The organism is Streptomyces sp. NBC_00209 (genome assembly GCF_045206345.1).
Taxonomy (GTDB): Bacteria; Actinomycetota; Actinomycetes; order Streptomycetales; family Streptomycetaceae; genus Streptomyces.
This window is the reverse complement of sequence record NZ_CP108121.1, coordinates 4,428,024-4,451,568: the sequence shown is the minus strand read 5'-3', so window position 1 is coordinate 4,451,568 and position 23,545 is coordinate 4,428,024. Positions and strand designations below refer to the sequence as shown.

The 23,545-nt window shown below is 68.9% G+C and carries 14 protein-coding genes, 2 rRNA genes and 4 pseudogenes; 8 read left to right on the top strand and 12 right to left on the bottom strand.

Annotated features, from left to right (window positions below):
- Positions 1-149: 149 nt before the first annotated feature.
- Positions 150-827, bottom strand: coding sequence for an HAD family hydrolase (locus tag OG867_RS20295; protein WP_406287258.1), 678 nt, complete (start codon positions 825-827; stop codon positions 150-152).
- Positions 828-866: 39 nt separating this feature from the next.
- Positions 867-1,373, bottom strand: coding sequence for a DUF6912 family protein (locus tag OG867_RS20290; protein WP_328900436.1), 507 nt, complete (start codon positions 1,371-1,373; stop codon positions 867-869).
- 283 nt (positions 1,374-1,656) lie between these two features.
- Between OG867_RS20290 and OG867_RS20285 the strand changes: the two genes are divergently transcribed.
- On the top strand, positions 1,657-2,076 hold the full coding sequence (locus OG867_RS20285) for an Rv3235 family protein (RefSeq protein WP_406287256.1): 420 nt from the start codon (positions 1,657-1,659) through the stop codon (positions 2,074-2,076).
- A gap of 292 nt (positions 2,077-2,368) precedes the next feature.
- On the opposite strand, the gene secA is transcribed toward OG867_RS20285, so the two are convergent.
- Entirely contained in the window at positions 2,369-5,179 is a 2,811-nt protein-coding gene (gene secA / locus OG867_RS20280; protein WP_328900438.1) for a preprotein translocase subunit SecA, read from the bottom strand.
- Positions 5,180-5,429: 250 nt separating this feature from the next.
- Between secA and OG867_RS20275 the strand changes: the two genes are divergently transcribed.
- Both OG867_RS20275 and OG867_RS20270 read left to right on the top strand, forming a co-directional pair.
- The gene (locus OG867_RS20275; protein WP_406291073.1) at positions 5,430-6,020 is read left to right on the top strand and encodes a GNAT family N-acetyltransferase; all 591 of its coding nucleotides are present in this window, start codon (positions 5,430-5,432) and stop codon (positions 6,018-6,020) included.
- A gap of 10 nt (positions 6,021-6,030) precedes the next feature.
- A complete protein-coding gene (locus tag OG867_RS20270; RefSeq protein ID WP_406287253.1) occupies positions 6,031-7,206 on the top strand; it encodes a winged helix-turn-helix domain-containing protein in 1,176 nt (391 codons plus the stop codon).
- 31 nt (positions 7,207-7,237) lie between these two features.
- On the opposite strand, the gene OG867_RS20265 is transcribed toward OG867_RS20270, so the two are convergent.
- From OG867_RS20265 to mtnA, 7 genes are all read right to left on the bottom strand, one after another.
- Positions 7,238-7,993 carry a response regulator transcription factor gene (locus tag OG867_RS20265; protein ID WP_018100823.1) on the bottom strand — a complete coding sequence of 252 codons (756 nt, stop codon included), beginning with the start codon at positions 7,991-7,993 and terminating at the stop codon, positions 7,238-7,240.
- Positions 7,994-8,177: 184 nt separating this feature from the next.
- Positions 8,178-8,867, bottom strand: coding sequence for a ribosome hibernation-promoting factor, HPF/YfiA family (hpf, locus tag OG867_RS20260; RefSeq protein WP_328900440.1), 690 nt, complete (start codon positions 8,865-8,867; stop codon positions 8,178-8,180).
- Positions 8,868-9,189: 322 nt separating this feature from the next.
- Positions 9,190-9,936: a ComF family protein gene (locus OG867_RS20255; RefSeq protein ID WP_406287250.1), complete on the bottom strand. Its 747-nt coding sequence runs from the start codon at positions 9,934-9,936 to the stop codon at positions 9,190-9,192.
- A gap of 66 nt (positions 9,937-10,002) precedes the next feature.
- Positions 10,003-11,772 carry an LpqB family beta-propeller domain-containing protein gene (locus tag OG867_RS20250; protein ID WP_406291071.1) on the bottom strand — a complete coding sequence of 590 codons (1,770 nt, stop codon included), beginning with the start codon at positions 11,770-11,772 and terminating at the stop codon, positions 10,003-10,005.
- 85 nt (positions 11,773-11,857) lie between these two features.
- Positions 11,858-13,912, bottom strand: coding sequence for an MtrAB system histidine kinase MtrB (gene mtrB, locus OG867_RS20245; RefSeq protein ID WP_406287248.1), 2,055 nt, complete (start codon positions 13,910-13,912; stop codon positions 11,858-11,860).
- 1 nt (position 13,913) lies between these two features.
- Positions 13,914-14,603, bottom strand: coding sequence for a two-component system response regulator MtrA (gene mtrA / locus OG867_RS20240; RefSeq protein WP_005316841.1), 690 nt, complete (start codon positions 14,601-14,603; stop codon positions 13,914-13,916).
- A 4-nt stretch (positions 14,604-14,607) separates the two neighbouring features.
- Positions 14,608-15,753, bottom strand: coding sequence for an S-methyl-5-thioribose-1-phosphate isomerase (gene mtnA, locus OG867_RS20235; protein ID WP_406287243.1), 1,146 nt, complete (start codon positions 15,751-15,753; stop codon positions 14,608-14,610).
- Positions 15,754-15,893: 140 nt separating this feature from the next.
- Here mtnA and OG867_RS20230 point away from each other — a divergent pair, with 140 nt between their 5' ends.
- From OG867_RS20230 to OG867_RS20210, 5 genes and pseudogenes are all read left to right on the top strand, one after another.
- Entirely contained in the window at positions 15,894-17,336 is a 1,443-nt protein-coding gene (locus OG867_RS20230; RefSeq protein WP_406287241.1) for a glycerophosphoryl diester phosphodiesterase membrane domain-containing protein, read from the top strand.
- Positions 17,337-17,400: 64 nt separating this feature from the next.
- Positions 17,401-17,922 (top strand): annotated as a pseudogene (locus OG867_RS20225) (DUF4129 domain-containing protein).
- Positions 17,919-18,599: pseudogene (locus OG867_RS20220) on the top strand (DUF4350 domain-containing protein); the annotation flags it as partial. The pseudogenes OG867_RS20225 and OG867_RS20220, both read left to right, overlap by 4 nt.
- A gap of 394 nt (positions 18,600-18,993) precedes the next feature.
- A pseudogene (locus OG867_RS20215) lies at positions 18,994-19,216 on the top strand (AAA family ATPase); the annotation flags it as partial.
- 113 nt (positions 19,217-19,329) lie between these two features.
- A pseudogene (locus OG867_RS20210) lies at positions 19,330-20,021 on the top strand (DUF58 domain-containing protein); the annotation flags it as partial.
- A gap of 79 nt (positions 20,022-20,100) precedes the next feature.
- On the opposite strand, the gene rrf reads toward OG867_RS20210, so the two are convergent.
- Both rrf and OG867_RS20200 read right to left on the bottom strand, forming a co-directional pair.
- Positions 20,101-20,217: ribosomal RNA gene (gene rrf, locus OG867_RS20205) — 5S ribosomal RNA — on the bottom strand.
- A gap of 79 nt (positions 20,218-20,296) precedes the next feature.
- Positions 20,297-23,421 (bottom strand): 23S ribosomal RNA (locus OG867_RS20200).
- Positions 23,422-23,545: the final 124 nt, after the last annotated feature.

Genomic DNA, 23,545 nt, shown 5'->3' with positions numbered 1-23,545 from the left:
CGTCACGATCCGGATGTGTACAAAAGAAGGCCGCGAAATTCGACACTCTGGACAGCCCGGACGCACCGGACGGGAACCCTTCCCGACCACGGACGGGCCGGAGGGAGCCCTCCTCGGCCACCGGTCGGCCGCTCAGCGAGCGCGACCGACTACCGGGTCAGCCGCTCGGCGAGGGCGATGGCCTCGGTCAGCGTGTCCACGACGGGGACACCGGCCTTCTCCAGGCTGGCACGGCTGTGCGAACCGCCCGTGTAGAGGACGGCCTGGGCACCGGCGTGCGCGGCGGCCACGGCGTCGTCCACCGCGTCACCTATGACGACCGTGTGCTGCGGGGATATCCCCTGCATGGCGGCGAGATGCCGCTCCATGTACTCCGACTTGCTGCCGCCGGACGGACCGGTGCGCCCGTCCACGCGGACGAAGTGCCGCTCGATGCCGTAACCGCGCACGACGGGGACGAGCTCCTCGTGCCGGTACATGCTCATGATCGACTGGCTGCGCCCGGTCAGCTGCCACCCGGCCAGCAGCTCGGCGGCCCCGGCGGTCAGCCCGCAGGCGTCACGCTGCTCGGTGTAGTGGCGGTGGAAGATCCCGTCCATCCGCTCCCACTCGGCGTCGGTGGGGAGCCGCCCCATCAGCCGCTCGTAGAACCGGGGTATCGGGATGCAGTACATCTCCCGGTACTGCTCCACGGTGATCGGCGCCAGGCCGACCTCGCCGAACGCCGCGTTGGTCGCGCCGACGACGGCGGTGTTGTCGTCGAGCAGCGTGCCGTTCCAGTCCCAGACCAGATGCGTGCGGTGGTGTTCCCCCGGTGCGATCCCCATGCCGGAAACGGTACTCGCCCCCACTGACAACGCCCTCGCCTACCCGATCAGGCCGGGGATCTCCTGCACCCCGAACCACAGCAGCTCGTGGTCGTCGGCGCCGTCGACGGTGAACTGCGCGTCGTCGTCCCCGAGGTCCGCCGCCCCGAGCGCGGCCGCGGCGGCCGTGACGTCCTCGTCCGCGTCGTCGGAGTCGACGTGCACCGCGGCGGCCTTGGCCAGCGGCACGACGGAGGCGAGCGTGACCTCGCCGAGCGAGGAGGCGTCCAGGATGTGGTCCGGGTCGGCGACGGCGGCCCCGTCCGGCACGTCGACGGCGACGACGACGCGGCGCCGGGCGGCCCGCGGGTCCCCGGCGATCAGGCGCAGCGAGGCGGAGGCGGCCCGGTTGAGCGCCGCGTACTCCAGCTCCTCGATGTCGTCGGAGACGTACCACTCGCGCAGCGCCGGGGTGACGGCGTAGGCGGTGAGGGGACCGGGCCCCAGCTCACCGGCCCGGTGCGCGGCGGCGAGCCCGGCGAGGGTCAGGGGTACGTACACGCGCATGGCTCGGCCGCTTTCGTAGTCGGAGACGCCCTCAGGATACGTGCGGCGTCCCCCTTTGGGGTTACGCGTAACCCCTGGCCCCCGTCCACCTCACGCCGCGCACTCACCCTGCCCGCCCCGGCCCCCGCTCGCCCCACCGCCCGCCCGCCACCCGGACAGGTGAATCCCACCGCACCCCACCCCCTCCTCCCGACACTTGCGACAAATCCGACTCCCCCGTAGAAGATCACCAACAGAAGTTACCGCCCGGTACAACCGGGCCTCTGGAGCACGGGGGCGACAGATGACCACGAACAGGACCCGGCCCGCAGGACGCCAGGACACCCGCAGGCCCGAAGCCGTACCCGCCCAGCGCCACCGCGTCCCGAGGCGCATGCGCCCCCACCACTGGTTCGCGGAACGCCTGCTCGCGGTCCTGAGCGGCCAGCGCCCGGTCCACTGGATGCTGGGCCACACGATCGGCGACGCCTACGACCAACTGGCCGAGCTGGCCCCCACGACACCCCTGCGCACCCGAGGCACCCGCCCGGTCATCCGCATGTGCCGGGGCGCCCAGCCGGCCCCCGGCGTAGTGGAAGCCTGCGCCAGCATCGCCGCGGGCGAGGAAGTCCGAGCGATGGCCTTCCGCCTGGAACAGGGCGCAGACCTCCGCTGGCGCTGCGCGGCAGTGGAACTGGGCAACACACCGATGCGAACACGGTGAGACACCGAGCCAGGCGGCCCAGGGGGCCGCCGCAAGGCCCTCCGGGGGCCGTACGCGGCCCCCGAGCCCTCGCGGGCCCTACGAGGCCACACAACCTCTCGTACCCCCTCCCAGCCCCTCCGGCGCTTGAGGAGCGGGGTCCGGGGCAGCGCCCCGGTTTCGGGAAGGGGCGGGTACGGGGACAAGGGCCCGCCGCAGGCGCAACCCGCCCGCACCCGCCCGCCCCAAAACGCAAGCTGGGCCGGACACCACCCGGTGTCCGGCCCAGCCACAACCACAACGTCAGCGCAAGCTACTTCTTACGCCGCCGCCCCCCGGAAGACTTCTGCGCCTTACGCCGCTCCGCCCGAGTAAGCCCATCCGACCCAGCCCCGGCCCCACCGTCCACATTCGCGAAGTCGCCCTCGACGACCCCGCCCTCCCCGTCAACCGTGGGAGCGGAGAAGTGCAGCCGGTCCGGCCGCTGCGGAGCATCCAGCCCCTTCGCCCGGATCTCCGGCCGCGAGGCCGGCACCGCGTCCTCCTTGGACAGCGAGGTCGCCGTGTCCTCGACCGGCACCTCCTCGACCTGCTGCTCGACCTGGACCTCCAGGTTGAACAGGTAGCCGACGGACTCCTCCTTGATGCCCTCCATCATGGCGTTGAACATGTCGAAGCCCTCGCGCTGGTACTCGACCAGCGGGTCCTTCTGGGCCATGGCCCGCAGGCCGATGCCCTCCTGGAGGTAGTCCATCTCGTAGAGGTGCTCACGCCACTTGCGGTCCAGGACGGACAGCACCACACGCCGCTCCAGCTCACGCATGATCTCGGAGCCGAGCGTCTTCTCCCGCTCGTCGTACTGCTCGTGGATGTCTTCCTTGACCGACTCGGCGATGAACTCCGCCGTGACCCCGGCCAGATCCCCCGCGGTCTCCTCCAGCTCGGCGACGGTGACCTTCACCGGGTAGAGCTGCTTGAACGCGCCCCACAGCCGGTCGAGGTCCCACTCCTCGGCGAAGCCCTCCGCCGTCTCCTGGCGGATGTAGTCGTCGATCGTGTCGTCCATGAAGTGACGGATCTGCTCCTGGAGGTCCTCGCCCTCCAGGACCCGGCGCCGCTCACCGTAGATGACCTCACGCTGCCGGTTGAGCACCTCGTCGTACTTCAGGACGTTCTTACGCGTCTCGAAGTTCTGCTGCTCGACCTGCGACTGCGCGGACGCGATGGCCCGCGTCACCATCTTGTTCTCGATCGGCACGTCGTCCGGCACGTTGGCCATCGACATGACGCGCTCGACCATCTGCGCCTTGAACAGCCGCATCAGGTCGTCTCCGAGCGAGAGGTAGAACCGGGACTCGCCCGGGTCGCCCTGACGGCCGGAACGACCGCGCAGCTGGTTGTCGATACGACGCGACTCGTGCCGCTCGGTGCCCAGCACGTACAGCCCGCCGAGGTCCTTGACCTCCTCGAACTCCGCCCGTACGGACTCCTCCGCCTTCTCCAGCGCGGCGGGAAGCGCGGCCGCCCACTCCTCGACGTGCTCGACGGGGTCGAGCCCGCGCTGCCGCAGCTCCGCCTCGGCGAGGTCGTCCGGGTTGCCGCCGAGCTTGATGTCGGTGCCTCGTCCGGCCATGTTCGTCGCGACGGTCACCGCGCCCTTGCGGCCGGCCTGGGCGACGATCGACGCCTCCCGGTCGTGCTGCTTGGCGTTGAGCACCTCGTGCTGGACACCGCGCTTGGAGAGCTGCTGCGAGAGGTACTCGGACTTCTCGACGGAGGTCGTGCCGACCAGGATCGGCTGCCCCTTCTCGTGCTTCTCGGCGATGTCGTCCACGACCGCGGCGAACTTCGCGACCTCGGTGCGGTAGATCAGGTCCGACTGGTCGGCCCGGACCATCGGCCGGTTCGTCGGGATCGGCACGACGCCGAGCTTGTAGATCTGGTGGAACTCGGCGGCCTCGGTCATGGCCGTACCGGTCATGCCGGAGAGCTTGCCGTAGAGGCGGAAGAAGTTCTGCAGGGTGATCGTGGCGAGCGTCTGGTTCTCGTCCTTGATGTCCACCCCTTCCTTCGCCTCGATCGCCTGGTGCATGCCCTCGTTGTAGCGGCGGCCGGCGAGGATACGGCCGGTGTGCTCGTCAACGATCATGACTTCGCCGTCGATGACGACGTAGTCCTTGTCCTTCTTGAAGAGTTCCTTGGCCTTGATGGCGTTGTTGAGGTACCCGACGAGGGGGGTGTTCACCGACTCGTACAGGTTCTCGATGCCGAGCCAGTCCTCGACCTTGGAGACACCGGACTCGTGGATCGCCACGGTCCGCTTCTTCTCGTCGACCTCGTAGTCGCCGGTCTCCTCGATGCCCTTGAGCGGGTTGCCCGCCTCGCCCTTGGTGAGGCGCGTGACCAGCTTGGCGAAGTCGCCGTACCACTTGGTGGCCTGGTCGGCGGGCCCGGAGATGATCAGCGGCGTACGGGCCTCGTCCACGAGGATCGAGTCGACCTCGTCCACGATCGCGAAGTTGTGGCCGCGCTGGACCAGCTCGTCCTTCGACCACGCCATGTTGTCGCGGAGGTAGTCGAAGCCGAACTCGTTGTTCGTGCCGTACGTGATGTCGCAGGCGTACTGCTCGCGGCGCTGGGCCGGCGTCATGTTCGCGATGATGCAGCCGACGTCGAGGCCGAGGAACTTGTGGACCCGGCCCATCATCTCGGAGTCACGCGAGGCCAGGTAGTCGTTCACCGTGATCAGGTGGACGCCGTCGCCGGACAGGGCGTTCAGATACGCGGGCAGCGTGCCGACGAGGGTCTTGCCCTCACCGGTCTTCATCTCGGCCACATAGCCGAGGTGCAGCGCGGCGCCGCCCATGATCTGGACGTCGTAGTGGCGCTGGCCGAGGACGCGCTTGGCCGCCTCGCGGACGGTGGCGAACGCCTCGGGAAGCAGGTCGTCCAGGCTCTCGCCGTCCGCGTACCGTTCCTTGTACTCGTCGGTGAGCGCCCGCAGCTCGGCGTCGGAGAGGTTGACGAAGTCCTCTTCGATGGAGCTGACCTGGTCCGCGATGCGGTGCAGTTTGCGCAGGATCTTGCCTTCGCCTGCACGCATGAGCTTGTTGAAGACGGACACTGAGGCTGGTCTCCTTGCCGGTCGGGCCTGGGCACGGGTCGTGTGATGGACGCTGGCACGGGCACGGCAGGTGGGCCCCACCGCAACGGCCATCGTAAGCGAGGACCCCGCCGCGCCGGGAGGGCTGCCACCGCGTTCTCCCCGCGGTGCCCTTCAGAGTCAACGGACGAAGGGCACCGAAGGTGCCGGGGAATCACGAAAAGTACTCGCGTCCTCACCGGCACCTCACCAGAATCCCTCCATGGAACCCCTGGAACCGATCACCCTCACCACCGGTCGCCTGCTGCTGCGTCCCTTCACCCCCGGCGACACCGACGCGGTGTACGAGGCGTGCCAGGACCCGGACATCCGGCGCTGGACGGTCGTCCCCTCTCCGTTCGCGCGCGCCGACGCGGAGTTCTACACCGAACGCCTCTCGCCCGAGGGCTGGCGGGACGGCTCGATGTACAACTTCGCCGTGGTGCCCCGCGAGGGCGGGCCCCTGATAGGAGCGCTCGGCATCAACCGCCGGACCGGCGCGGGCCTGTACGAGGTCGGCTTCTGGACCGCGAAGGAGCAGCGCGGCCGCGGCTTCATGACCGAGGCCGTGCTGTGCGCCGCCCGGTGGTCCTTCACCGCGCTCGGCTGCGACCGGCTGGAGTGGAAGGCCGAGACCGGCAACGATCCCTCGCGGGCCGTCGCGCTGCGCGCGGGCTTCCGCATGGAGGGCGAGCAGCGCTCGGGGCTGCTCAACAAGGGCGTACGCCGCGATACGTGGGTGGGTGCGCTGCTCCCCGCGGACCTGGGTCTGCCGGGCACCAACGCCTACATCCCGGCGGGCGGTGTCAGTGCCGCCCCCTAGAGTGCGGAGCATGACGTCTGTGCAGCCACCCGCAGTCGAACTCTCCGCCGACCAGGCCCGCAGGACGGCCCTGCGCGCCCAGGGCTTCCTGGGCGCACCGGACCGCCGGTCGGGGGTGCCCGGGGTGCTGCGCCACCTCGGCGCCGTACAGCTGGACACGATCTCGGTGCTGGCCCGCTCGCACGAGCTGATCCCGTACGCGCGCCTGGGCGCGATCGGGCGGCGCACGGTCGAGGAGGCGTACTGGTCGGGCGGCCGCGCCTTCGAGTACTGGTCGCACGCGGCGTGCATCCTGCCCGTCGAGGAGTGGCCGCACTTCGCGTTCCGGCGGCGCGCCTACCGGGCCCGGCCGCAGTGGTCCCACGACCTGCCGGACACCGCATACGACACCGTCATCAAGCAGTTGACCGCCGAGGGTCCGCTGACCGCGACGGAGCTGGGTGGCGCGAAGAACGGCGGGGAGTGGTGGGACTGGTCCGCCTCGAAGGTCGCCGTCGAGCGGGCCCTGATGTACGGCGAGGTGGTGTGCACCGAGCGGCGCGGCTGGAAGCGGGTCTACGACCTCGCGGAGCGCGCCCTGCCCGACACCGTGCTGCACGACGACCTCGACGACGCGGAGTGCCTGCGCCGCCTCGTCGCGCTCGCCGGGCAGTCGCTGGGCGTGGGCACCCGGGCGGACATCGCCGACTACCACCGCCTCAAGGGCGAGCAGTTCGACGCCGTGGTGGCGGATTCCGGGTTGGTGCCGGTGACCGTGGAGGGCTGGTCGAAGCCGGCCTGGGCGGACCCGGCGGCGTTGGCCTCCGAGCCCCGGGGCCGGCACCGGACGACGCTGCTCTCGCCGTTCGACTCGCTGGTCTGGGAGCGGGCGCGGACCGAGCGGATCTTCGGTTTCACCCACCGCCTTGAGGCGTACGTGCCCAAGCAGAAGCGGGTGCATGGCTATTTCGCGATGCCGCTGCTGGCCGGCGGGCGGCTTCAGGGCCGGGTCGACCCGGCCCGTGAGGGGACGACGCTGATCGCCCGGCAGGTGTCCCTGGCGGGCGCGAAGGCGGTGGCGCCGATGGCTCAGGCCCTCGTGGAGGCGGCTTCCTGGGTCGGCTGCACGGACGTCCGGCTGGAGCGGGTGGAGGCTCCGGAGCTGCGCGGGCCGCTTTCGGCGGAGATCGCCCGCCTGCTGGCCTGACCGTGCCCGGTGCGCCGGCCGTCGCGCCGGTTCACCGGATCTCCAGGATCTTCTCCCGCATCGCGTAGACGACCGCTTCCATCCGGGAGTGGAGCTGGAGCTTCTCCAGAATGTTGCGGACGTGGTTCTTCACGGTGTTCTCGGAAATGAACAGTTGCTTCGCGATATCGCGATTGTTCATACCGGTCGCGACCAGTTTGAGGACTTCCAGTTCCCGTTCGGTCAGCCGGGGCGCCGGTACCAGCCGGCGTTCATCGGTGCGCTGGATCATCGACTTGAACTCGGTGAGGAGTTTCGACGCCATGGACGGGCTGATCTGGGACTGCCCGTCGGCGACCGCGCGAATCGCGGTGGACACCTCGTCCGTGGAGATCTCCTTGAGGAGATAGCCCGTGGCCCCGGCCTTGATCGCCTCGTAGAGATCGGCCTCCTCGTCGCTGATCGTCAGCATGATGATCTTCGCGCTGGGAGCCACTTCCTTGATCGACGTGCAGGCTTCGATCCCACCGCGCCGGGGCATCCGCACATCCATCAGCACGATGTCCGGGAGCAGGTCGGCCGCCTTGTCGACCGCTTCGGCGCCGTCCCCGGCCTCGCCGACGACCTCGATGTCCTCCTCGTGCGCGAGGACGATCTCCAGTCCTCTGCGGAAGAGCGCGTGGTCGTCCACCACCAGGACCCGGATGGGCTCCTTGCGGTAGCCACCGTCCCGGTCCGCACCGCCGAGATCGCGTGCGGGATCGTCGGCATCACTCGCGTCGCGCACGGGCCCGAAGGTGTCCGCCATCGTTCCTCCCCCTGAAGGCCACGGCCTGAAATTCACGAACGGTCCGCCAACGGCAGTTCACAGAGCACCGATTGGCTTGGCCGCCATGCTTTCATGCCGGGACGGCAGTGCGGTGATGACTTGGCGACAGACGGGTGCCCCTGGGGGCGTGCGGACGCTCCAGGGGCACCACTCGATGGTGGCGTCAGCCGCCCAGCGCGCCGCCCGCGCCGCCCGCCTCGTCGGCGGCCAGCGGGTCGGTCCTCAGGTGAATGACACCGTAGTCGTAGGCGTGCCGCCGGTAGACGACACTGGGTTCCTTCGTCTCGTTGTCCACGAACAGATAGAAGTCGTGTCCGACCAGTTCCATCTCGTAGAGAGCCTGGTCGAGCGACATGGGCGCCGCGACGTGCGTCTTCTCGCGCATCACCAGCGGACCTTCGCCCTGTACCTCGAGCGAACCGATCCTGGTGGTGGGTACGGGCTGTGCCGTCTCGTCGGGAATCAGCTCGCCGTCACCGTTGAAGGATGCCGCGTCCGGCACCATCTCTCCGACCTCGGCAGCGGGAATGCGCCCCGTGCCCCGGCGGCTGTAGCGCTTGTCGTGCTGCTTGCGCAGCCGGGCCTCCAGCTTTCCGGTGGCCAGGTCCAGCGCTGCGTACGGGTCGCCTGCGGCCGCTTCTGCCCTGATGACCGGTCCACGCGAGCGGAGCGTGATCTCCACCCGGTCGGAGCGGTCTGCCTGACGAGGGTTCGGCTCCTTGGACACCTCCACGTCGAGGCTGATCACCTTGCCGTCGAACTTCTGGATCTTGTCCAGCTTCAGCTTCTCGGCCACGTGCTTGCGGAACCGCTCGGGCACCTCGGTCTTGCGGCCCTTGACGACGATGTCCACGCAGAACTCCGTTCCCGGATCACTCCGCTCGGCGGCGGAGCATCTCCCTTTTGCACCTGGTCCCGGTGATGGCCGGGACCGCGGACTCGGTGACTTCCACCTCCTCCTCCCCAGCCGGAGGGGTTTCCACCCCACCGGATTTCCGGTTTCCGAACCACTGGTGGGTCGCCTGCCCGAAACCTGATGGTGCATTCGTCGAGGGCCGGCATTCACCATTCCTCACAACCGAACATAGCCTGCTCGGACGGTTGTCGGCACCCGCTACTCGCACGTACCTCCGTTCAGGTCTCTTTACCCACTCACTACCTGCAACGATGCAAGTTCAGTTCCAGTTCCGGTTTATTTCCCGGCCGGCGGGACATGCTGCGTCGAAGGCCGGAGGGGTCGCCGCGACCACGGCCGCGCCACGCACGCGGGACCCCGTGTGCCCGCAGGCCGCGCCGAGCGCCCGGGCCGCCTCGGCCAGCGTGGCCCCCGTGGTCAGCAGGTCGTCCACCAGCACCACCCTTCCGGCGGTGAGCAGCCGCCCACCCCCGGCAGCCACATCCAGTGCCCCGGCCAGGTTGGCCCCGCGCTCCGCCGCGGTCAGGCCCGACTGGTCGGCCACCGCCCGCCGCTGCCGCAGCACCGCGGCGACGGTCGCCGGAACGCCCGTCCGTCGCAGATGGGTGGCCGCCGCCAGCGCGATCCGGCGCGCCGGATCATGCCCGCGCGCCGCCACCGCCCGGCGCGCGGAAGGCACCGGTACGAGGAGCAGCGGCCGCCCGTCCGGATCCCGCCCGGCTCCGGCCCGTACCGCACCCGCCAGCGCCCGGCCGAGCGGGCGCGCCATCGCGAGCACGCCACGCTCCTTGTGGGCGAGCAGGACCGCCCGCACCGAGCCCTCATATCCGGCGGCGGCATGCACCAGGGGCAGCCCGGGCGGCTCCGGCGAGGGCCGCACCCGGCGCGGCGCTCCGCCGCACAGCTGTTCGTCGCACGCCTCGCACAGCTCCGTCCGCGCCCTGCCGCAGCCACCGCAGGCCACCGGCAGGACGAGCCCGCTGATCTCGCGCCACCACCCCCGCACACCTCAACTGTGCGCCTCCCGGAGCCGGCGGGCCACCCCTGTGGAAAACCCGGGAGGGCGGCGGTGTCAGCCCGGGTAGACCAGCGCCGAGCCCTCCTTGAGGACCGTCTGCCAGTTGTCGCCGGGGAGCAGCTTCACTATCCCGTCGCCGAAGGTGTCCGCCATCAGCGGCAGCTGCTCGTCGTCGGCGGCGGCGATGGCCAGCACCTGGTTCACCCCGGGCAGGACGCCCGAGGAAGGCGTCGAGCCGTCCGCCTGCACGTAGCGGACCTGCTGCACGCCGCCCTGCTCCTTGCCGACGACCACAAGGCGGCTGCGGCCGGACCAGGACACCGCCGTCACATCCGCGAGCTGCGGCGCCGCCTGACGCAGGTCGACCACGGAGACCTGGGCGTCGTCCTGCGAGCCGAGCCGCTCGATCCTGCCGATCTTCAGCGTCGTGTGGCCGTCCTTCGTCAGCAGCAGCGCTATGCGCACCCCGTCCGAGGAGAGCCGCAGCCCGGCGATCCGGCTGCCGCCCAGGCTCGGCACGGTCACTTCCTGCGGCTTGCCCGTGCCGCGGGGCAGCCTCAGCAGCCTGGAGTTCGCCGGATCGCGGTCGGCGACCCAGAGATCGCCCCGGCCGTCCCAGCTGGGCGCCGTCAGCCGGTCCGCGGGGTCGACCGCCTTGCTCGTCAGGGCCGGTACGGGGAGCTCGCCGTCCGCGGCGATGGAGGTCACGTAGAGCGACTCGTTGTGCTGGGAGAGCGCCGCCGCCAGCTGCTCGTCCCGGGCCACGCCGACCGCGCTCACCCTCAGCGCGCCGTCGCCGAAGGGACCGGCCACCGGCTCCGGCTCGCCGCTGCCCCTGGTGCTGCCCGGGATGCGCTCCACCCGGTCCTTGGCATCCACGAAGTACTGGCTGTCGGGGCCGCCCGAGGAGCCGTCGGGGGCGTACGTCTCAGCCTGGTCCGCGTCGAGCACGCACAGCGGCGAACCGTCGGAACGCTGCAACTCCACCTGCTCGACCCGCGCGGAGGTCAGGTCCCGGAGGGTGAAGAGGACCTGCGAGGCCATCATCCGGCAGACCCGCTGCCCGGTCCCGTCCGCGTTCTTGTTGAGCGGGACCTTCAGGACGTTGCGGTCGTCGGGCGTCAGGGAGGCGACGCTCTTCCCGAGGTCCGTCCCCTTGGGGAAGCGCGAGGCGACGACCGGCCGCAGCCAGTCGGTCGGACCCCGCAGAAGGCTGCGGACCGCCTGCGTCACCGTGTCCATCCCGGTCGCCGGGTCGGTCCGGTTGCGGAGGTAGACGGGGTCGGCGACGAGCGTGGCCTCCGAGTCGGACCACCCGGCCGCGAAGTAGTACTTATTGACCGAGCGGTACAGCCGCTTGAAGTCGGACTGGCCGAGCACCAGGCCGTCCGGCACGGAGTCGATGCGCCATTCCTTGCCCTCCGGCGTCTTCTCCCGCACCAGGTGGAGCGTGCGGGAGAAGTCCGTCGGGACGAGCGGCTGGTACGCGTTCTGCTCGTCCACCATCGCCACCTGTTCCCCGGTCAGGGTGTAGGTGACCTCGGTCGTGGAGCGGTCGTGGTCGTGGACCGGCCGGTCGCTCCGGTTCGGCGCCTTGGCCAGCACGGCGGTCTCCGCACTCGGCTTCCACCGGCGCGACGCGTCCTTGGTGAGGTACTTGCGCGTCGTCCGGAAGTCGGAGTCGTCGCTGGTCATCGACTCCAGGAAGCCGTCCACCACCTCGTTCGGGGTGGCGCCGTCCCGTGGGGCGACCGCGTACACCTGCACCTGGGAGTCGCCGGGCTGCGAGGCGTCGACGGCCTTGATGTCCCCGGACACGGGCATGGAGCCGCAGGCCGACAGCACGAGCGCTCCGCACCCGACCAGCACGGTCACCCCCACCACACGCCCACGGGCGCCCTGACGACGGTCAGTCCTCACGGATCGTGTCCTCCCGCCCCGGTTCACGCCCCGGAGAGTCGTTGTGACCGGTCTGCCGCTCCTCCGAAGGTCGCGGCACCACCCGCGCCCCGTTGCCCGGCAGGGCCGCCGGGTGCACCGACGCGGGCGCGGTCCTGGCCGGCACGGCGGCCCGGCCGGGCACCGGCAGCGGGGCGCGGCCCGTACCGGCGTGCTGCGAGGGCACGGCCAGCAGCCGGTGCCCGCCCCCGCCCGTCGCGGTGTGCGTGCCGGAGGCGCCCGTGGAGGCGCCCTCGGCCCGCTCCCGGCTCTCCCGGTTACGGCGCGAGTCCTCCGGCTCCAGCGGTATCGGCGAGCCCCGCAGCGGCTCGTCCGCCGTACGCGGCAGCGTCAGCCGGAACTGCGAACCGCCGCCGGGCTCGCCCCACGCCTGGAGCCAGCCGCCGTGCAGCCGGGCGTCCTCCACCGCGATGGAGAGGCCGAGACCGGTGCCGCCGGTGGTCCGGGCCCGGGCCGGGTCGGCCCGCCAGAAGCGGTTGAAGACCCGGGTCGCCTCGCCGGGCTTCAGCCCCACGCCGTAGTCCCGGACGGCGACGGCGACCGCTCCGCCGGCCGCGCCCATGCGCACGACCACGTCGCGCCCTTCCCCGTGCTCGACGGCGTTGACGACGAGGTTGCGCAGGACGCGCTCGACGCGCCGCGCGTCGGCCTCGGCGATCACCGGCTGCTCGTCGCCGACCACCCGGATCCGGGTGCCCTTGCGCTCGGCGAGCGGCTCGGCGCCGCCGATCACCCGGCGCACCACCTGCCGCAGGTCTATCGGCTCCGCCTCCAGCGCGGCGGCGCCGGCGTCGAAACGGCTGATCTCCAGCAGGTCCGAGAGCAGCGACTCGAAGCGGTCGAGCTGGTCGCCCAGCAGCTCGGCGGACCGGGCCGTTATGGGGTCGAAGTCAACCCGTGCCTCGTGGATGACGTCGGCGGCCATCCGTACGGTCGTCAAGGGCGTACGCAGCTCGTGCGAGACGTCCGAGACGAACCGCCGCTGCATCCGGGACAGCTCCTCCAGCTGCTGGATCTTCAGCTGGAGGCTCTGCGCCATCTTGTTGAACGCCTCGCCGAGCCGGGCGATGTCGTCCTCGCCGGTGACCTTCATCCGTTCCTGGAGCCGCCCGGCGGAGAGCCGTTCGGCGATGCCCGCGGCCATGCGCACGGGGGTGACGACCTGGCGCACCACGAACCAGGCGATGGCGCCCAGCAGCACCACCACGAACAGGCCGGCGGTCGCCAGCGTGCCCTTGACCAGGGTCAGGGACTTCTCCTCCTGTGTGAGCGGGAAGACGTAGTACAGCTGGTACGGGTCGCGGTCGATGTCGTAGAGGCGTTTGCCGACGATGAGACCGGGCTGGGACTCCTGCCCGTCCTCGTACTGGATCAGCACATACGTCTGGAAGGCGCCGGGGCCCTTGTTCACCGCGTCCCGCAGGCTCTGCGGAATGCTCGCCGCCTTGACGTTCCCCGAACCACGGGGGGCGCGGGCCCCCTCGTCGGCACTGAGCGCCACCACGTTGAAGGCGTTCTTGCCGCCACTGGCGAGCTGGTCGACGAGCTCGGTGCGCCAGGAATTGTTCTCGGTCGTGCCGTCCGCCACGTCGTCGCCCTGGCCGGCGACGGGGGTGAGCGGCGCGTTGGCCTTCTCCTGGGCGGCCGCGAACCCGCCCGCGGCCTGTGTCTGGGCCGCCTTGCCCTTCGCGTCGAGCAGGCCGTTGCGCACCTGCCCGATCACGACGAGGCCGAGCAGCAGCACCACTCCGAGCGACATCAGCAGCGTGCCCGCGACGACCCGCAACTGGAGGTTGCGCCGCCACAGCCGCACGGCGGGCAGCAGCGGACGCCGCACCCAGCGCATCAGCAACCGCGGCAGCGGCCCGCCGGGCGCCCGGTCCTGGAACAACCGGCCGCCCTGCAGGAAGCGCTCGACGGGGGACGAGGTGTGCCCTGAACCGGCAGCCCGCTCCGCACGGACTCCCGGCTCCCCGGGCTTCGGAGCAGTGCTACCCAGGGACATGTCAGCTCGGTCCGGCCTTGTAACCGACGCCTCGGACGGTCACCACGATCTCCGGCCGCTCCGGGTCCTTCTCGACCTTGGAGCGGAGCCGCTGCACATGCACGTTGACCAGACGGGTGTCCGCCGCGTGCCGGTAACCCCAGACCTGCTCCAGGAGCACCTCACGGGTGAAGACCTGCCACGGCTTGCGCGCGAGCGCGACCAGCAGGTCGAACTCCAGCGGTGTCAGGGCGATGGACTGCCCGTCCCGCTTCACCGAGTGCCCGGCGACGTCTATGACCAGGTCCCCGATGGTCAGCTGCTCCGGGGCCGGCTCTTCGGACCTGCGCAGACGTGCCCTGATCCGGGCCACCAACTCCTTCGGTTTGAACGGCTTGACGATGTAGTCGTCGGCCCCGGACTCCAGGCCCACCACTACGTCAACCGTGTCGCTCTTGGCAGTGAGCATGACGATCGGCACACCCGACTCGGCCCTGATCAGCCTGCAGACCTCGATGCCGTCCCTGCCGGGCAGCATGAGGTCGAGCAGGACCAGGTCCGGCTTCGCCTCTCGAAATGCAGCAAGTGCCTTGTCGCCGTCCGCTACGAACGACGGCTCGAAACCCTCACCACGCAGCACAATGCCGAGCATCTCGGCCAGTGCGGTGTCGTCGTCGACGACAAGGACGCGTCCCTTCATAAACGACATCATCCCATTAGCTAATCGTTACCTGCGATGATCTGGCACACAGCTCTGCCAGCCCGGCCCCCGTGACCGGCGAGATTACGCCTTCTTCCGTGACGATCGCCGTGACCAGCTCCGGCGGTGTGACATCGAAGGCAGGGTTGTACGACTGGGTTCCCACCGGGGCGACGAGCACCCCGCCCGTCTCCTCGTCCCCCACTCCGAACGGCGGGACTGTGAGCTCCGTCACTTCACGCCCGGAACGCTGCTCCACGGTGATGGACGCCCCGTCCGCGGTGAGCAGATCCACGGTCGTCGTCGGCGCCACCACGATGAACGGTACGTGGTGGTACTTGGCGAGCACCGCCAGCGGATAGCTCCCCACCTTGTTGGCCACCGACCCGTCCGCGGCGATACGGTCCGCCCCGATCAGCACGGCGTCCACTTCCCCCGCGGCGAACAGCGACCCCGCCGCGTTGTCCGTGAGCAGGCTGTACGGCATGCCGTTGCGCGCCGCCTCGTACGCGGTCAGCCGGGCGCCCTGCAACAGCGGACGGGTCTCGTCCACCCACAGCCGCCTCAGCCGGCCCTCCCGGTGGGCCCCGAGCGCCACCGCGAAGGCGGTGCCCTCACCCCCGGAGACGAGCGCCCCCGTGTTGCAGTGGGTCAGCAGCCGGTGCCCCCCGCCCGGAACCAGCTCGTCCAGCAGTGCGAGCCCGTGCCCGGCCATCCGCACGCTGGCCTCGGCGTCCTCCCGGTGCAGCGCCCTGGCCTCAGCCAGCGCGGCCGCCCCCGCCCGCTCCTGACCGGCCCCCTTGTCGAGCGCCGCCCCGTAGGCCGCCGCGGCCCGGCGCACGCCGTATCCCAGGTTCACGGCGGTGGGCCGCGCCCGCTCCAGGAGCCCGGTGGCCTCCGCCACGTCATAGCCCCGCACCGCGGCCAGAGCCACACCGTAGGCACCGGCGATCCCCAGCAGGGGCGCCCCCCGCACGGCGAGGGTCCTGATCGCGTCCACCAGAGCCGGCACGTCGGTGCACACCAGCTCCGTCTCCTCCGCGGGCAGCCGCCGCTGGTCGAGGAGCACCAGCACCGGGCCTTCCGGAGGCTCGTCCCAACGAATTGACGGTAGTCCGATGGGTTCGCTGCCCACCGGCGATTGCGCGTCCTGATCAGCCATCCACCCAGTCTGCCCGGTGACCCGCCCGGACTTGAAGGCACGAGCCGGTCACAGGGCAAGGCCCGGACGGCATCGACGCGTGACACGATGGCTGCCAGCCTGACGCCGCGACGCGCGGACAGGACCGCGAAGGAGCGACAATGAACGACACTCCGGGCTGGGCCTCGCCCGGATCCGCCCCCTCCGACGACCAGCAGTCGAACGGCCGCGCAACGGACCACCACGAGCCGGCCGACCGAGAAGCACCGGTCCGAGATACGGCAGGCCGAGACGTGGCGGGTCAAGACGCGGCAGGTCAGGAAGCGGCAGGTCAGCACGCCGCAGACCAGAAAGCGGACCGCCGGGAGACCGACGGCGAGGAGAAGGCCGACCAAGGCACGGACCGCCTCGAAACGGGCATCCCCCGCCCCTCCGAACCGGCCGACGACACCGCCCCCTCGGGAACCTGGGCCGCCCAGCAGCCGCCCGCCGGCCGGTGGTCCCCGCCGAGCCCCACCGGAACCGGCCCCGCCGCCCCGCCGCCTCAGCCGCGCTGGGGCACCCCGGCACAGGGCCCCGGTTCCGGCACGGGCCCGGGCTGGGGCACACCGCCGCAGGGAGCCGGCTGGGGCGGTCCGCCGCCGGCGGCGAAGCCCGGCGTCATCCCGCTCCGGCCGCTCGGCATCGGCGAGATCCTCGACGGCGCCGTCTCCACCATGCGCGCCCACTGGCGCACGATCCTCGGCATCACGCTCGCGGTCTCCGTGATCGCCCAGGCCGCCATCCTCCTCATCCAGCGCTTTCTGCTGCCCGACCCTCCCTCGGTCGACAGCGACGCCACCGGCTCCGAGGCGCTGCGCCAGGCCACCGAATCGCTCCGCTACAGCCTCCTCGACCTCACCCCGCCCCTGCTGGTCTCGATGCTGGCCACGATCTTCACCACGTCGGTGCTGACCGTGGTGATCAGCCGCTCGGTACTGGGCCGCCCGGTCACCCTGTCCGAAGCCTGGGCCGAAGCCCGCCCCAGGCTGCTCCCCCTGCTGGGGCTGACCCTTCTGCTCGCCGTCATGGGCGGAACGATCATGACCGCCGGCATCCTCCCCGGGTTCCTGATCGGCGACACGGCGGGAGCCGGCCTCACCTTCCTCGGGCTGCTCGCCGCGACGGCCCTCTTCCTCTGGCTGTCGGTCCGGTTCAGCCTGGCCGCCCCCGCGCTCATGCTGGAGCGGCAGCCGATCGCCGCCTCCATGCGGCGCTCCGCGAAGCTGGTCCGTGGCGCCTGGTGGCGGACGTTCGGCATTCTCGCCCTGACCTGGCTGCTGACGCTCATCGTGGGGCTGGTGGTCGGCATCCCCTTCGGCCTCCTCGCGGTGGGGGTGGACGACGGCTCGCTGAGCTCCTTCCTCTCCGGGGAAGCCACCGAGTTCGGCTGGCCGTTCCTGATCGTCTCCGCCATCGGTGACGTGGTCGCCGCCACCATCACGTATCCGCTCTCCGCCGGCGTCATGGCTCTTCTCTACGTGGACCAGCGCATCCGCCGCGAAGCGCTCGACCTCGACCTGGCCAGGGCAGCGGGCCTGCCCGGCTTCGACAACAGGAACTGACACCGAGCCGGGGGCGGGCGACGCGGCAGCACGGCTGCTGGTACGAGCGAACGGCGGCGCCCCCGTGGACGCCGGCCGCCTCCCCGCCCGGGAGGCGGCCCGACGCGAACTGTCCTGGACCACCTGTGGGCCTGGTTCGGCGACGTCATCTCCGCGGCCTCCGTAGCCGCACGGGGCGGGCCTGCCGGCCTGATCGTTCTCCTTCTGATCGCCGGTTGCCATGGCCGTCGCGCACGGCCCACGCAGCACCGCGGAGCACCGTGCCGCCGCCGAGGCACACGTGGCGGCCGGCCGCTGGAACCAGGCCGTCCAGGAACGGATGCGTGCCCTCGTCCGCTCACTCGAAGAACGGGCCCTGCTGGATCCCCGCCCCGGACGCACCGCCGATGAAGCGGCCGCGGCGGCGGGCCGTGCCCTCCCCACGTACGACGCACGCCTACGGGCGGCGGCCCGGGTCTTCGATGACGTCACATACGGGGGCCGCTCCGCCGACCGGGCGGCATACCTGACTTTGCTCGACCTCGACCGCGCCGTCGAAACCGCCACCCCGCGACTGAACGGTGCCCGCGAGAGGGCCGCCGAATGACACCGGCTACCACCCCGCCCGTCTCTTCCACCTCCATATCCGTCACGCCTCACGAGATATGGCACCGCTCCCGCGGAGTGCTGCTCGCCTTCCTCCTGCTCGTCGTCGCCGCGACAGCGCTGGCCGTCGCCCGCTCCGGGGGCCAGCACGGCCGCCTCGACCCCCGCTCGGCGGACCGCCACGGCAGCAGGGCCATCGCCGAACTCCTCAAAGAGCACGGCATATCCGTCCGCGTCGTCACCACCGTCCACGAGGCCGCATCCGCGACCGGCCCCGACACGACACTCCTGGTCGCCGCCCCCAACCTGCTGACGCCCCACCAGCACAGGGCACTGCGCACAGCGACCACCGGCACGACCGGTCGCACCGTGCTCCTGGGCGCCGATTCCCTCGCGCTCGCCACCCTGGCCCCCGGAGTGCGGGCGAAGCCCGGCGTCCCCGTGGTCGCACGGCCTCCGTACTGCTCTCTGCCCTCGGCCCGAAGAGCCGGAGCCGTCGAGACGGGCGGCATCCGCTACGACGCCGAGGACCTTGATGTCGATGCCTACTACCCCGCAGAAAGCCTGCCCTCCATGCTCCTGGTACGCGAGCCCGCAGCCAGCGACACCGTCCTGCTCGGCTCCCCCGACTTCTTGTACAACGAGCGTCTCGACCATCAGGGCAACGCGTCCCTGGCCCTGCAACTCCTCGGTCCCCGCCCTCATCCGGTCTGGTACCTCCCCTCGCTCACCCATCCCTCCACCACCGGCAGCACGGCCGACGATGACGGCACCACGAACGGCCGGAGCAGCTTCATCGAGTTGATCCCGTCCGGCTGGCTGTGGGGCACACTGCAACCCGCCGTCGCCGCCGTCCTCGCAGCGGTCTGGCGCGCCCGCCGTCTGGGCCCCCTCGTCAACGAGCGCCTACCCGTGGCCAGACAGAGCCCTCGTACGTCTGGCCGACCAACTCGACTCCCTCGAGAGAGGGGTCCGCACCTCAGGAGCGCCCCGCCCCCGCGCCCACCGGGACAACAGGAACCCCGGGCCCACCGGCGCCGACTCCAACTCCCACGACGCGGCCCGCGCAGCCCTGGAAGCCCTGCGCTCCGAGATCGCCAAGGCCGTGGTCGGCCGCATCGCTCGAACTGGACACCAAGCGGGTGCAGTTCACACCCGGCCTGATGCCGAGCGATGTCACCGGGTCCCTCGTCCATGACGCGCGCACTACCGAGTTCTCCTTCCAGCCCGGCCCCGTCTTCACCAGTCTCCTTCTCACGGAGAAGATCAACCGGACCCTCCCAACCCGACGCTCCGGCACCGCATCCAACGCGCCCCGAAGCCCAGATGGAAGCGGTCACCCCCGACTCCGTCATCAGTGCTGTGCTCGCCCAAGTCCCCGTACCCCGGTGAGGCGATGAACCGTGGCCCTCACCTCACGCGCGGGGAGGGAACGGAGCTCGACAGCCTGCGCGCCTACGTTCCCGGCGACGATGCCCGATCGATCGACTGTCTGGCGACCGCGCCACAGTCCGCGGTCGCCGTACGGACCTGGCGTCCGGAACGTGACCGACATGTCCTCGTCGTCATCGATACCGGCCGTACTTCGGCGGGCCGGGTCGGCGATGTGCCCCAGCTCGATGCGGCGATGGACGCGACCTTGCTTCTCACCGCACTCGCCACTCGCGCCGGCGACCGTGTCGGTCTGCTCGCCTATAGCCGCCGTACGAGGGCGAGGGTCCAGAGCCGGACAGCCGGGGATGTCCGGCCGGCAGTGGTCGGCACCCTGACACCGCTGGAACCGGAGCTCGTGGAGACCGACGCACGAGGGCTCGTCGCCGCGGCCATCGCGCAGGCGCCCCGGCGTTCGCTCGTTGTGCTCCTGACGAGCCTTGACTCGGCTCCCGTCGAGGAGGGGCTGCTGCCGGTACTGCCCCAGCTCACCCAGCGGCACACGGTCGTGGTCGCAGCGGTGAGTGACCCGCACGTCGCCGGCATGGCCGGCGCGCGGGACAGTGGACGCGATTTACGAAGCGGCCGCCGGCGTCGAAGCCAAGGCTCAGCGCCGCCGTACTGCAGACCGGCTCCGGGAGCCATGGCCTGGTGGTTGTCGACGCGACGGGGCGGTCCGGCCGATGTGATCTGGCCAAGAACGCAGAAAAGCCCCGTGCCATCGGCACGGGGCTTTCCCACAATGATTGTTCGGCGGCGTCCTACTCTCCCACAGGGTCCCCCCTGCAGTACCATCGGCGCTGAAAGGCTTAGCTTCCGGGTTCGGAATGTAACCGGGCGTTTCCCTAACGCAATGACCACCGAAACACTATGAAATTAACCAACACCGGATGAAAACACGGCTGTTCGTTATTTCAGAACTAACACAGTGGACGCGAGCAACTGAGGACAAGCCCTCGGCCTATTAGTACCAGTCAGCTCCACCCGTTACCGGGCTTCCACATCTGGCCTATCAACCCAGTCGTCTACTGGGAGCCTTAACCCTTCAAGAGGGTGGGAATACTCATCTCGAAGCAGGCTTCCCGCTTAGATGCTTTCAGCGGTTATCCTTTCCGAACGTAGCCAACCAGCCATGCCCTTGGCAGGACAACTGGCACACCAGAGGTTCGTCCGTCCCGGTCCTCTCGTACTAGGGACAGCCCTTCTCAATATTCCTACGCGCACAGCGGATAGGGACCGAACTGTCTCACGACGTTCTAAACCCAGCTCGCGTACCGCTTTAATGGGCGAACAGCCCAACCCTTGGGACCGACTCCAGCCCCAGGATGCGACGAGCCGACATCGAGGTGCCAAACCATCCCGTCGATATGGACTCTTGGGGAAGATCAGCCTGTTATCCCCGGGGTACCTTTTATCCGTTGAGCGACAGCGCTTCCACAAGCCACTGCCGGATCACTAGTCCCGACTTTCGTCCCTGCTCGACCCGTCGGTCTCACAGTCAAGCTCCCTTGTGCACTTACACTCAACACCTGATTGCCAACCAGGCTGAGGGAACCTTTGGGCGCCTCCGTTACTCTTTAGGAGGCAACCGCCCCAGTTAAACTACCCATCAGACACTGTCCCTGATCCGGATCACGGACCCAGGTTAGACATCCAGCACGACCAGAGTGGTATTTCAACGACGACTCCACAACCACTGGCGTGGCCGCTTCAAAGTCTCCCACCTATCCTACACAAGCCGAACCGAACACCAATATCAAACTATAGTAAAGGTCCCGGGGTCTTTCCGTCCTGCTGCGCGAAACGAGCATCTTTACTCGTAGTGCAATTTCACCGGGCCTATGGTTGAGACAGTCGAGAAGTCGTTACGCCATTCGTGCAGGTCGGAACTTACCCGACAAGGAATTTCGCTACCTTAGGATGGTTATAGTTACCACCGCCGTTTACTGGCGCTTAAGTTCTCAGCTTCGCCACCCCGAAGAGCAGCTAACCGGTCCCCTTAACGTTCCAGCACCGGGCAGGCGTCAGTCCGTATACATCGCCTTACGGCTTCGCACGGACCTGTGTTTTTAGTAAACAGTCGCTTCTCGCTGGTCTCTGCGGCCACCCCCAGCTCAAGCAGCAAGTGCTCTCACCAGTGATGGCCCCCCTTCTCCCGAAGTTACGGGGGCATTTTGCCGAGTTCCTTAACCATAGTTCACCCGAACGCCTCGGTATTCTCTACCTGACCACCTGAGTCGGTTTAGGGTACGGGCCGCCATGAAACTCGCTAGAGGCTTTTCTCGACAGCATAGGATCATCCACTTCACCACAATCGGCTCGGCATCAGGTCTCAGCCTTAACGTGTGACGGATTTGCCTACCACACGGCCTACACCCTTACCCCGGGACAACCACCGCCCGGGCTGGACTACCTTCCTGCGTCACCCCATCGCTTACCTACTACAAGTCTGGTTCATCGGCTCCACCACTACCCTCAACTCCGAAGAGATCGGGCCGGCTTCACGGACTTAGCATCGCCTGATTCAGTACTGGGCGTTTCAAAGCGGGTACCGGAATATCAACCGGTTGTCCATCGACTACGCCTGTCGGCCTCGCCTTAGGTCCCGACTTACCCTGGGCAGATCAGCTTGACCCAGGAACCCTTAGTCAATCGGCGCACACGTTTCTCACGTGTGTATCGCTACTCATGCCTGCATTCTCACTCGTGAACCGTCCACAACTCGCTTCCGCGGCTGCTTCACCCGGCACACGACGCTCCCCTACCCATCCCAGCAGGCGTTGGCCTTTAATGCTGGAATGACACGACTTCGGCGGTACGCTTGAGCCCCGCTACATTGTCGGCGCGGAATCACTTGACCAGTGAGCTATTACGCACTCTTTCAAGGGTGGCTGCTTCTAAGCCAACCTCCTGGTTGTCTCTGCGACTCCACATCCTTTCCCACTTAGCGTACGCTTAGGGGCCTTAGTCGATGCTCTGGGCTGTTTCCCTCTCGACCATGGAGCTTATCCCCCACAGTCTCACTGCCGCGCTCTCACTTACCGGCATTCGGAGTTTGGCTAAGGTCAGTAACCCGGTAGGGCCCATCGCCTATCCAGTGCTCTACCTCCGGCAAGAAACACACGACGCTGCACCTAAATGCATTTCGGGGAGAACCAGCTATCACGGAGTTTGATTGGCCTTTCACCCCTAACCACAGGTCATCCCCCAGGTTTTCAACCCTGGTGGGTTCGGTCCTCCACGAAGTCTTACCTCCGCTTCAACCTGCCCATGGCTAGATCACTCCGCTTCGGGTCTAGAGCGTGCAACTCAATCGCCCTATTCGGACTCGCTTTCGCTACGGCTTCCCCACACGGGTTAACCTCGCTACACACCGCTAACTCGCAGGCTCATTCTTCAAAAGGCACGCAGTCACGACTGCATGTGCAAGCACATACAGCGACGCTCCCACGGCTTGTAGGCACACGGTTTCAGGTACTATTTCACTCCGCTCCCGCGGTACTTTTCACCATTCCCTCACGGTACTATCCGCTATCGGTCACCAGGGAATATTTAGGCTTAACGGGTGGTCCCGCCAGATTCACACGGGATTTCTCGGGCCCCGTGCTACTTGGGTGTCTCTCAAACGAGCCGTTGATGTTTCAGCTACGGGGGTCTTACCCTCTACGCCGGACCTTTCGCATGTCCTTCGCCTACATCAACGGTTTCTGACTCGTCTCACAGCCGGCAGACTATGAAAGAGAGATCCCACAACCCCGCATGCGCAACCCCTGCCGGGTATCACACGCATACGGTTTGGCCTGATCCAGTTTCGCTCGCCACTACTCCCGGAATCACGGTTGTTTTCTCTTCCTGAGGGTACTGAGATGTTTCACTTCCCCTCGTTCCCTCCACACTGCCTATGTGTTCAGCAGCGGGTGACAGCCCATGACGACTGCCGGGTTTCCCCATTCGGAAACCCCCGGATCAAAGCTTGGTTGACAGCTCCCCGGGGACTATCGTGGCCTCCCACGTCCTTCATCGGTTCCTGGTGCCAAGGCATCCACCGTGCGCCCTTAAAAACTTGGCCACAGATGCTCGCGTCCACTGTGCAGTTCTCAAACAACGACCAGCCACCCACCACCCCACCCGAAACCGGATGAGTTCACTGGGGCCGGCAACCGAAGGACGACCATGACGGCCGTACCTTCAGA

What these genes read in the sequence shown, in the direction of transcription:
- OG867_RS20295 (WP_406287258.1), bottom strand. Translation starts at nt 827, where the DNA reads ATGGGGATCGCACCGGGGGAACACCACCGCACGCATCTGGTCTGGGAC.
- OG867_RS20290 (WP_328900436.1), bottom strand. Translation starts at nt 1,373, where the DNA reads ATGCGCGTGTACGTACCCCTGACCCTCGCCGGGCTCGCCGCCGCGCAC.
- OG867_RS20285 (WP_406287256.1), top strand. Translation starts at nt 1,657, where the DNA reads ATGACCACGAACAGGACCCGGCCCGCAGGACGCCAGGACACCCGCAGG.
- OG867_RS20270 (WP_406287253.1), top strand. Translation starts at nt 6,031, where the DNA reads ATGACGTCTGTGCAGCCACCCGCAGTCGAACTCTCCGCCGACCAGGCC.
- OG867_RS20265 (WP_018100823.1), bottom strand. Translation starts at nt 7,993, where the DNA reads ATGGCGGACACCTTCGGGCCCGTGCGCGACGCGAGTGATGCCGACGAT.
- OG867_RS20250 (WP_406291071.1), bottom strand. Translation starts at nt 11,772, where the DNA reads ATGCCCGTGTCCGGGGACATCAAGGCCGTCGACGCCTCGCAGCCCGGC.
- mtrB (WP_406287248.1), bottom strand. Translation starts at nt 13,912, where the DNA reads ATGTCCCTGGGTAGCACTGCTCCGAAGCCCGGGGAGCCGGGAGTCCGT.
- mtrA (WP_005316841.1), bottom strand. Translation starts at nt 14,603, where the DNA reads ATGATGTCGTTTATGAAGGGACGCGTCCTTGTCGTCGACGACGACACC.
- mtnA (WP_406287243.1), bottom strand. Translation starts at nt 15,753, where the DNA reads ATGGCTGATCAGGACGCGCAATCGCCGGTGGGCAGCGAACCCATCGGA.
- OG867_RS20230 (WP_406287241.1), top strand. Translation starts at nt 15,894, where the DNA reads ATGAACGACACTCCGGGCTGGGCCTCGCCCGGATCCGCCCCCTCCGAC.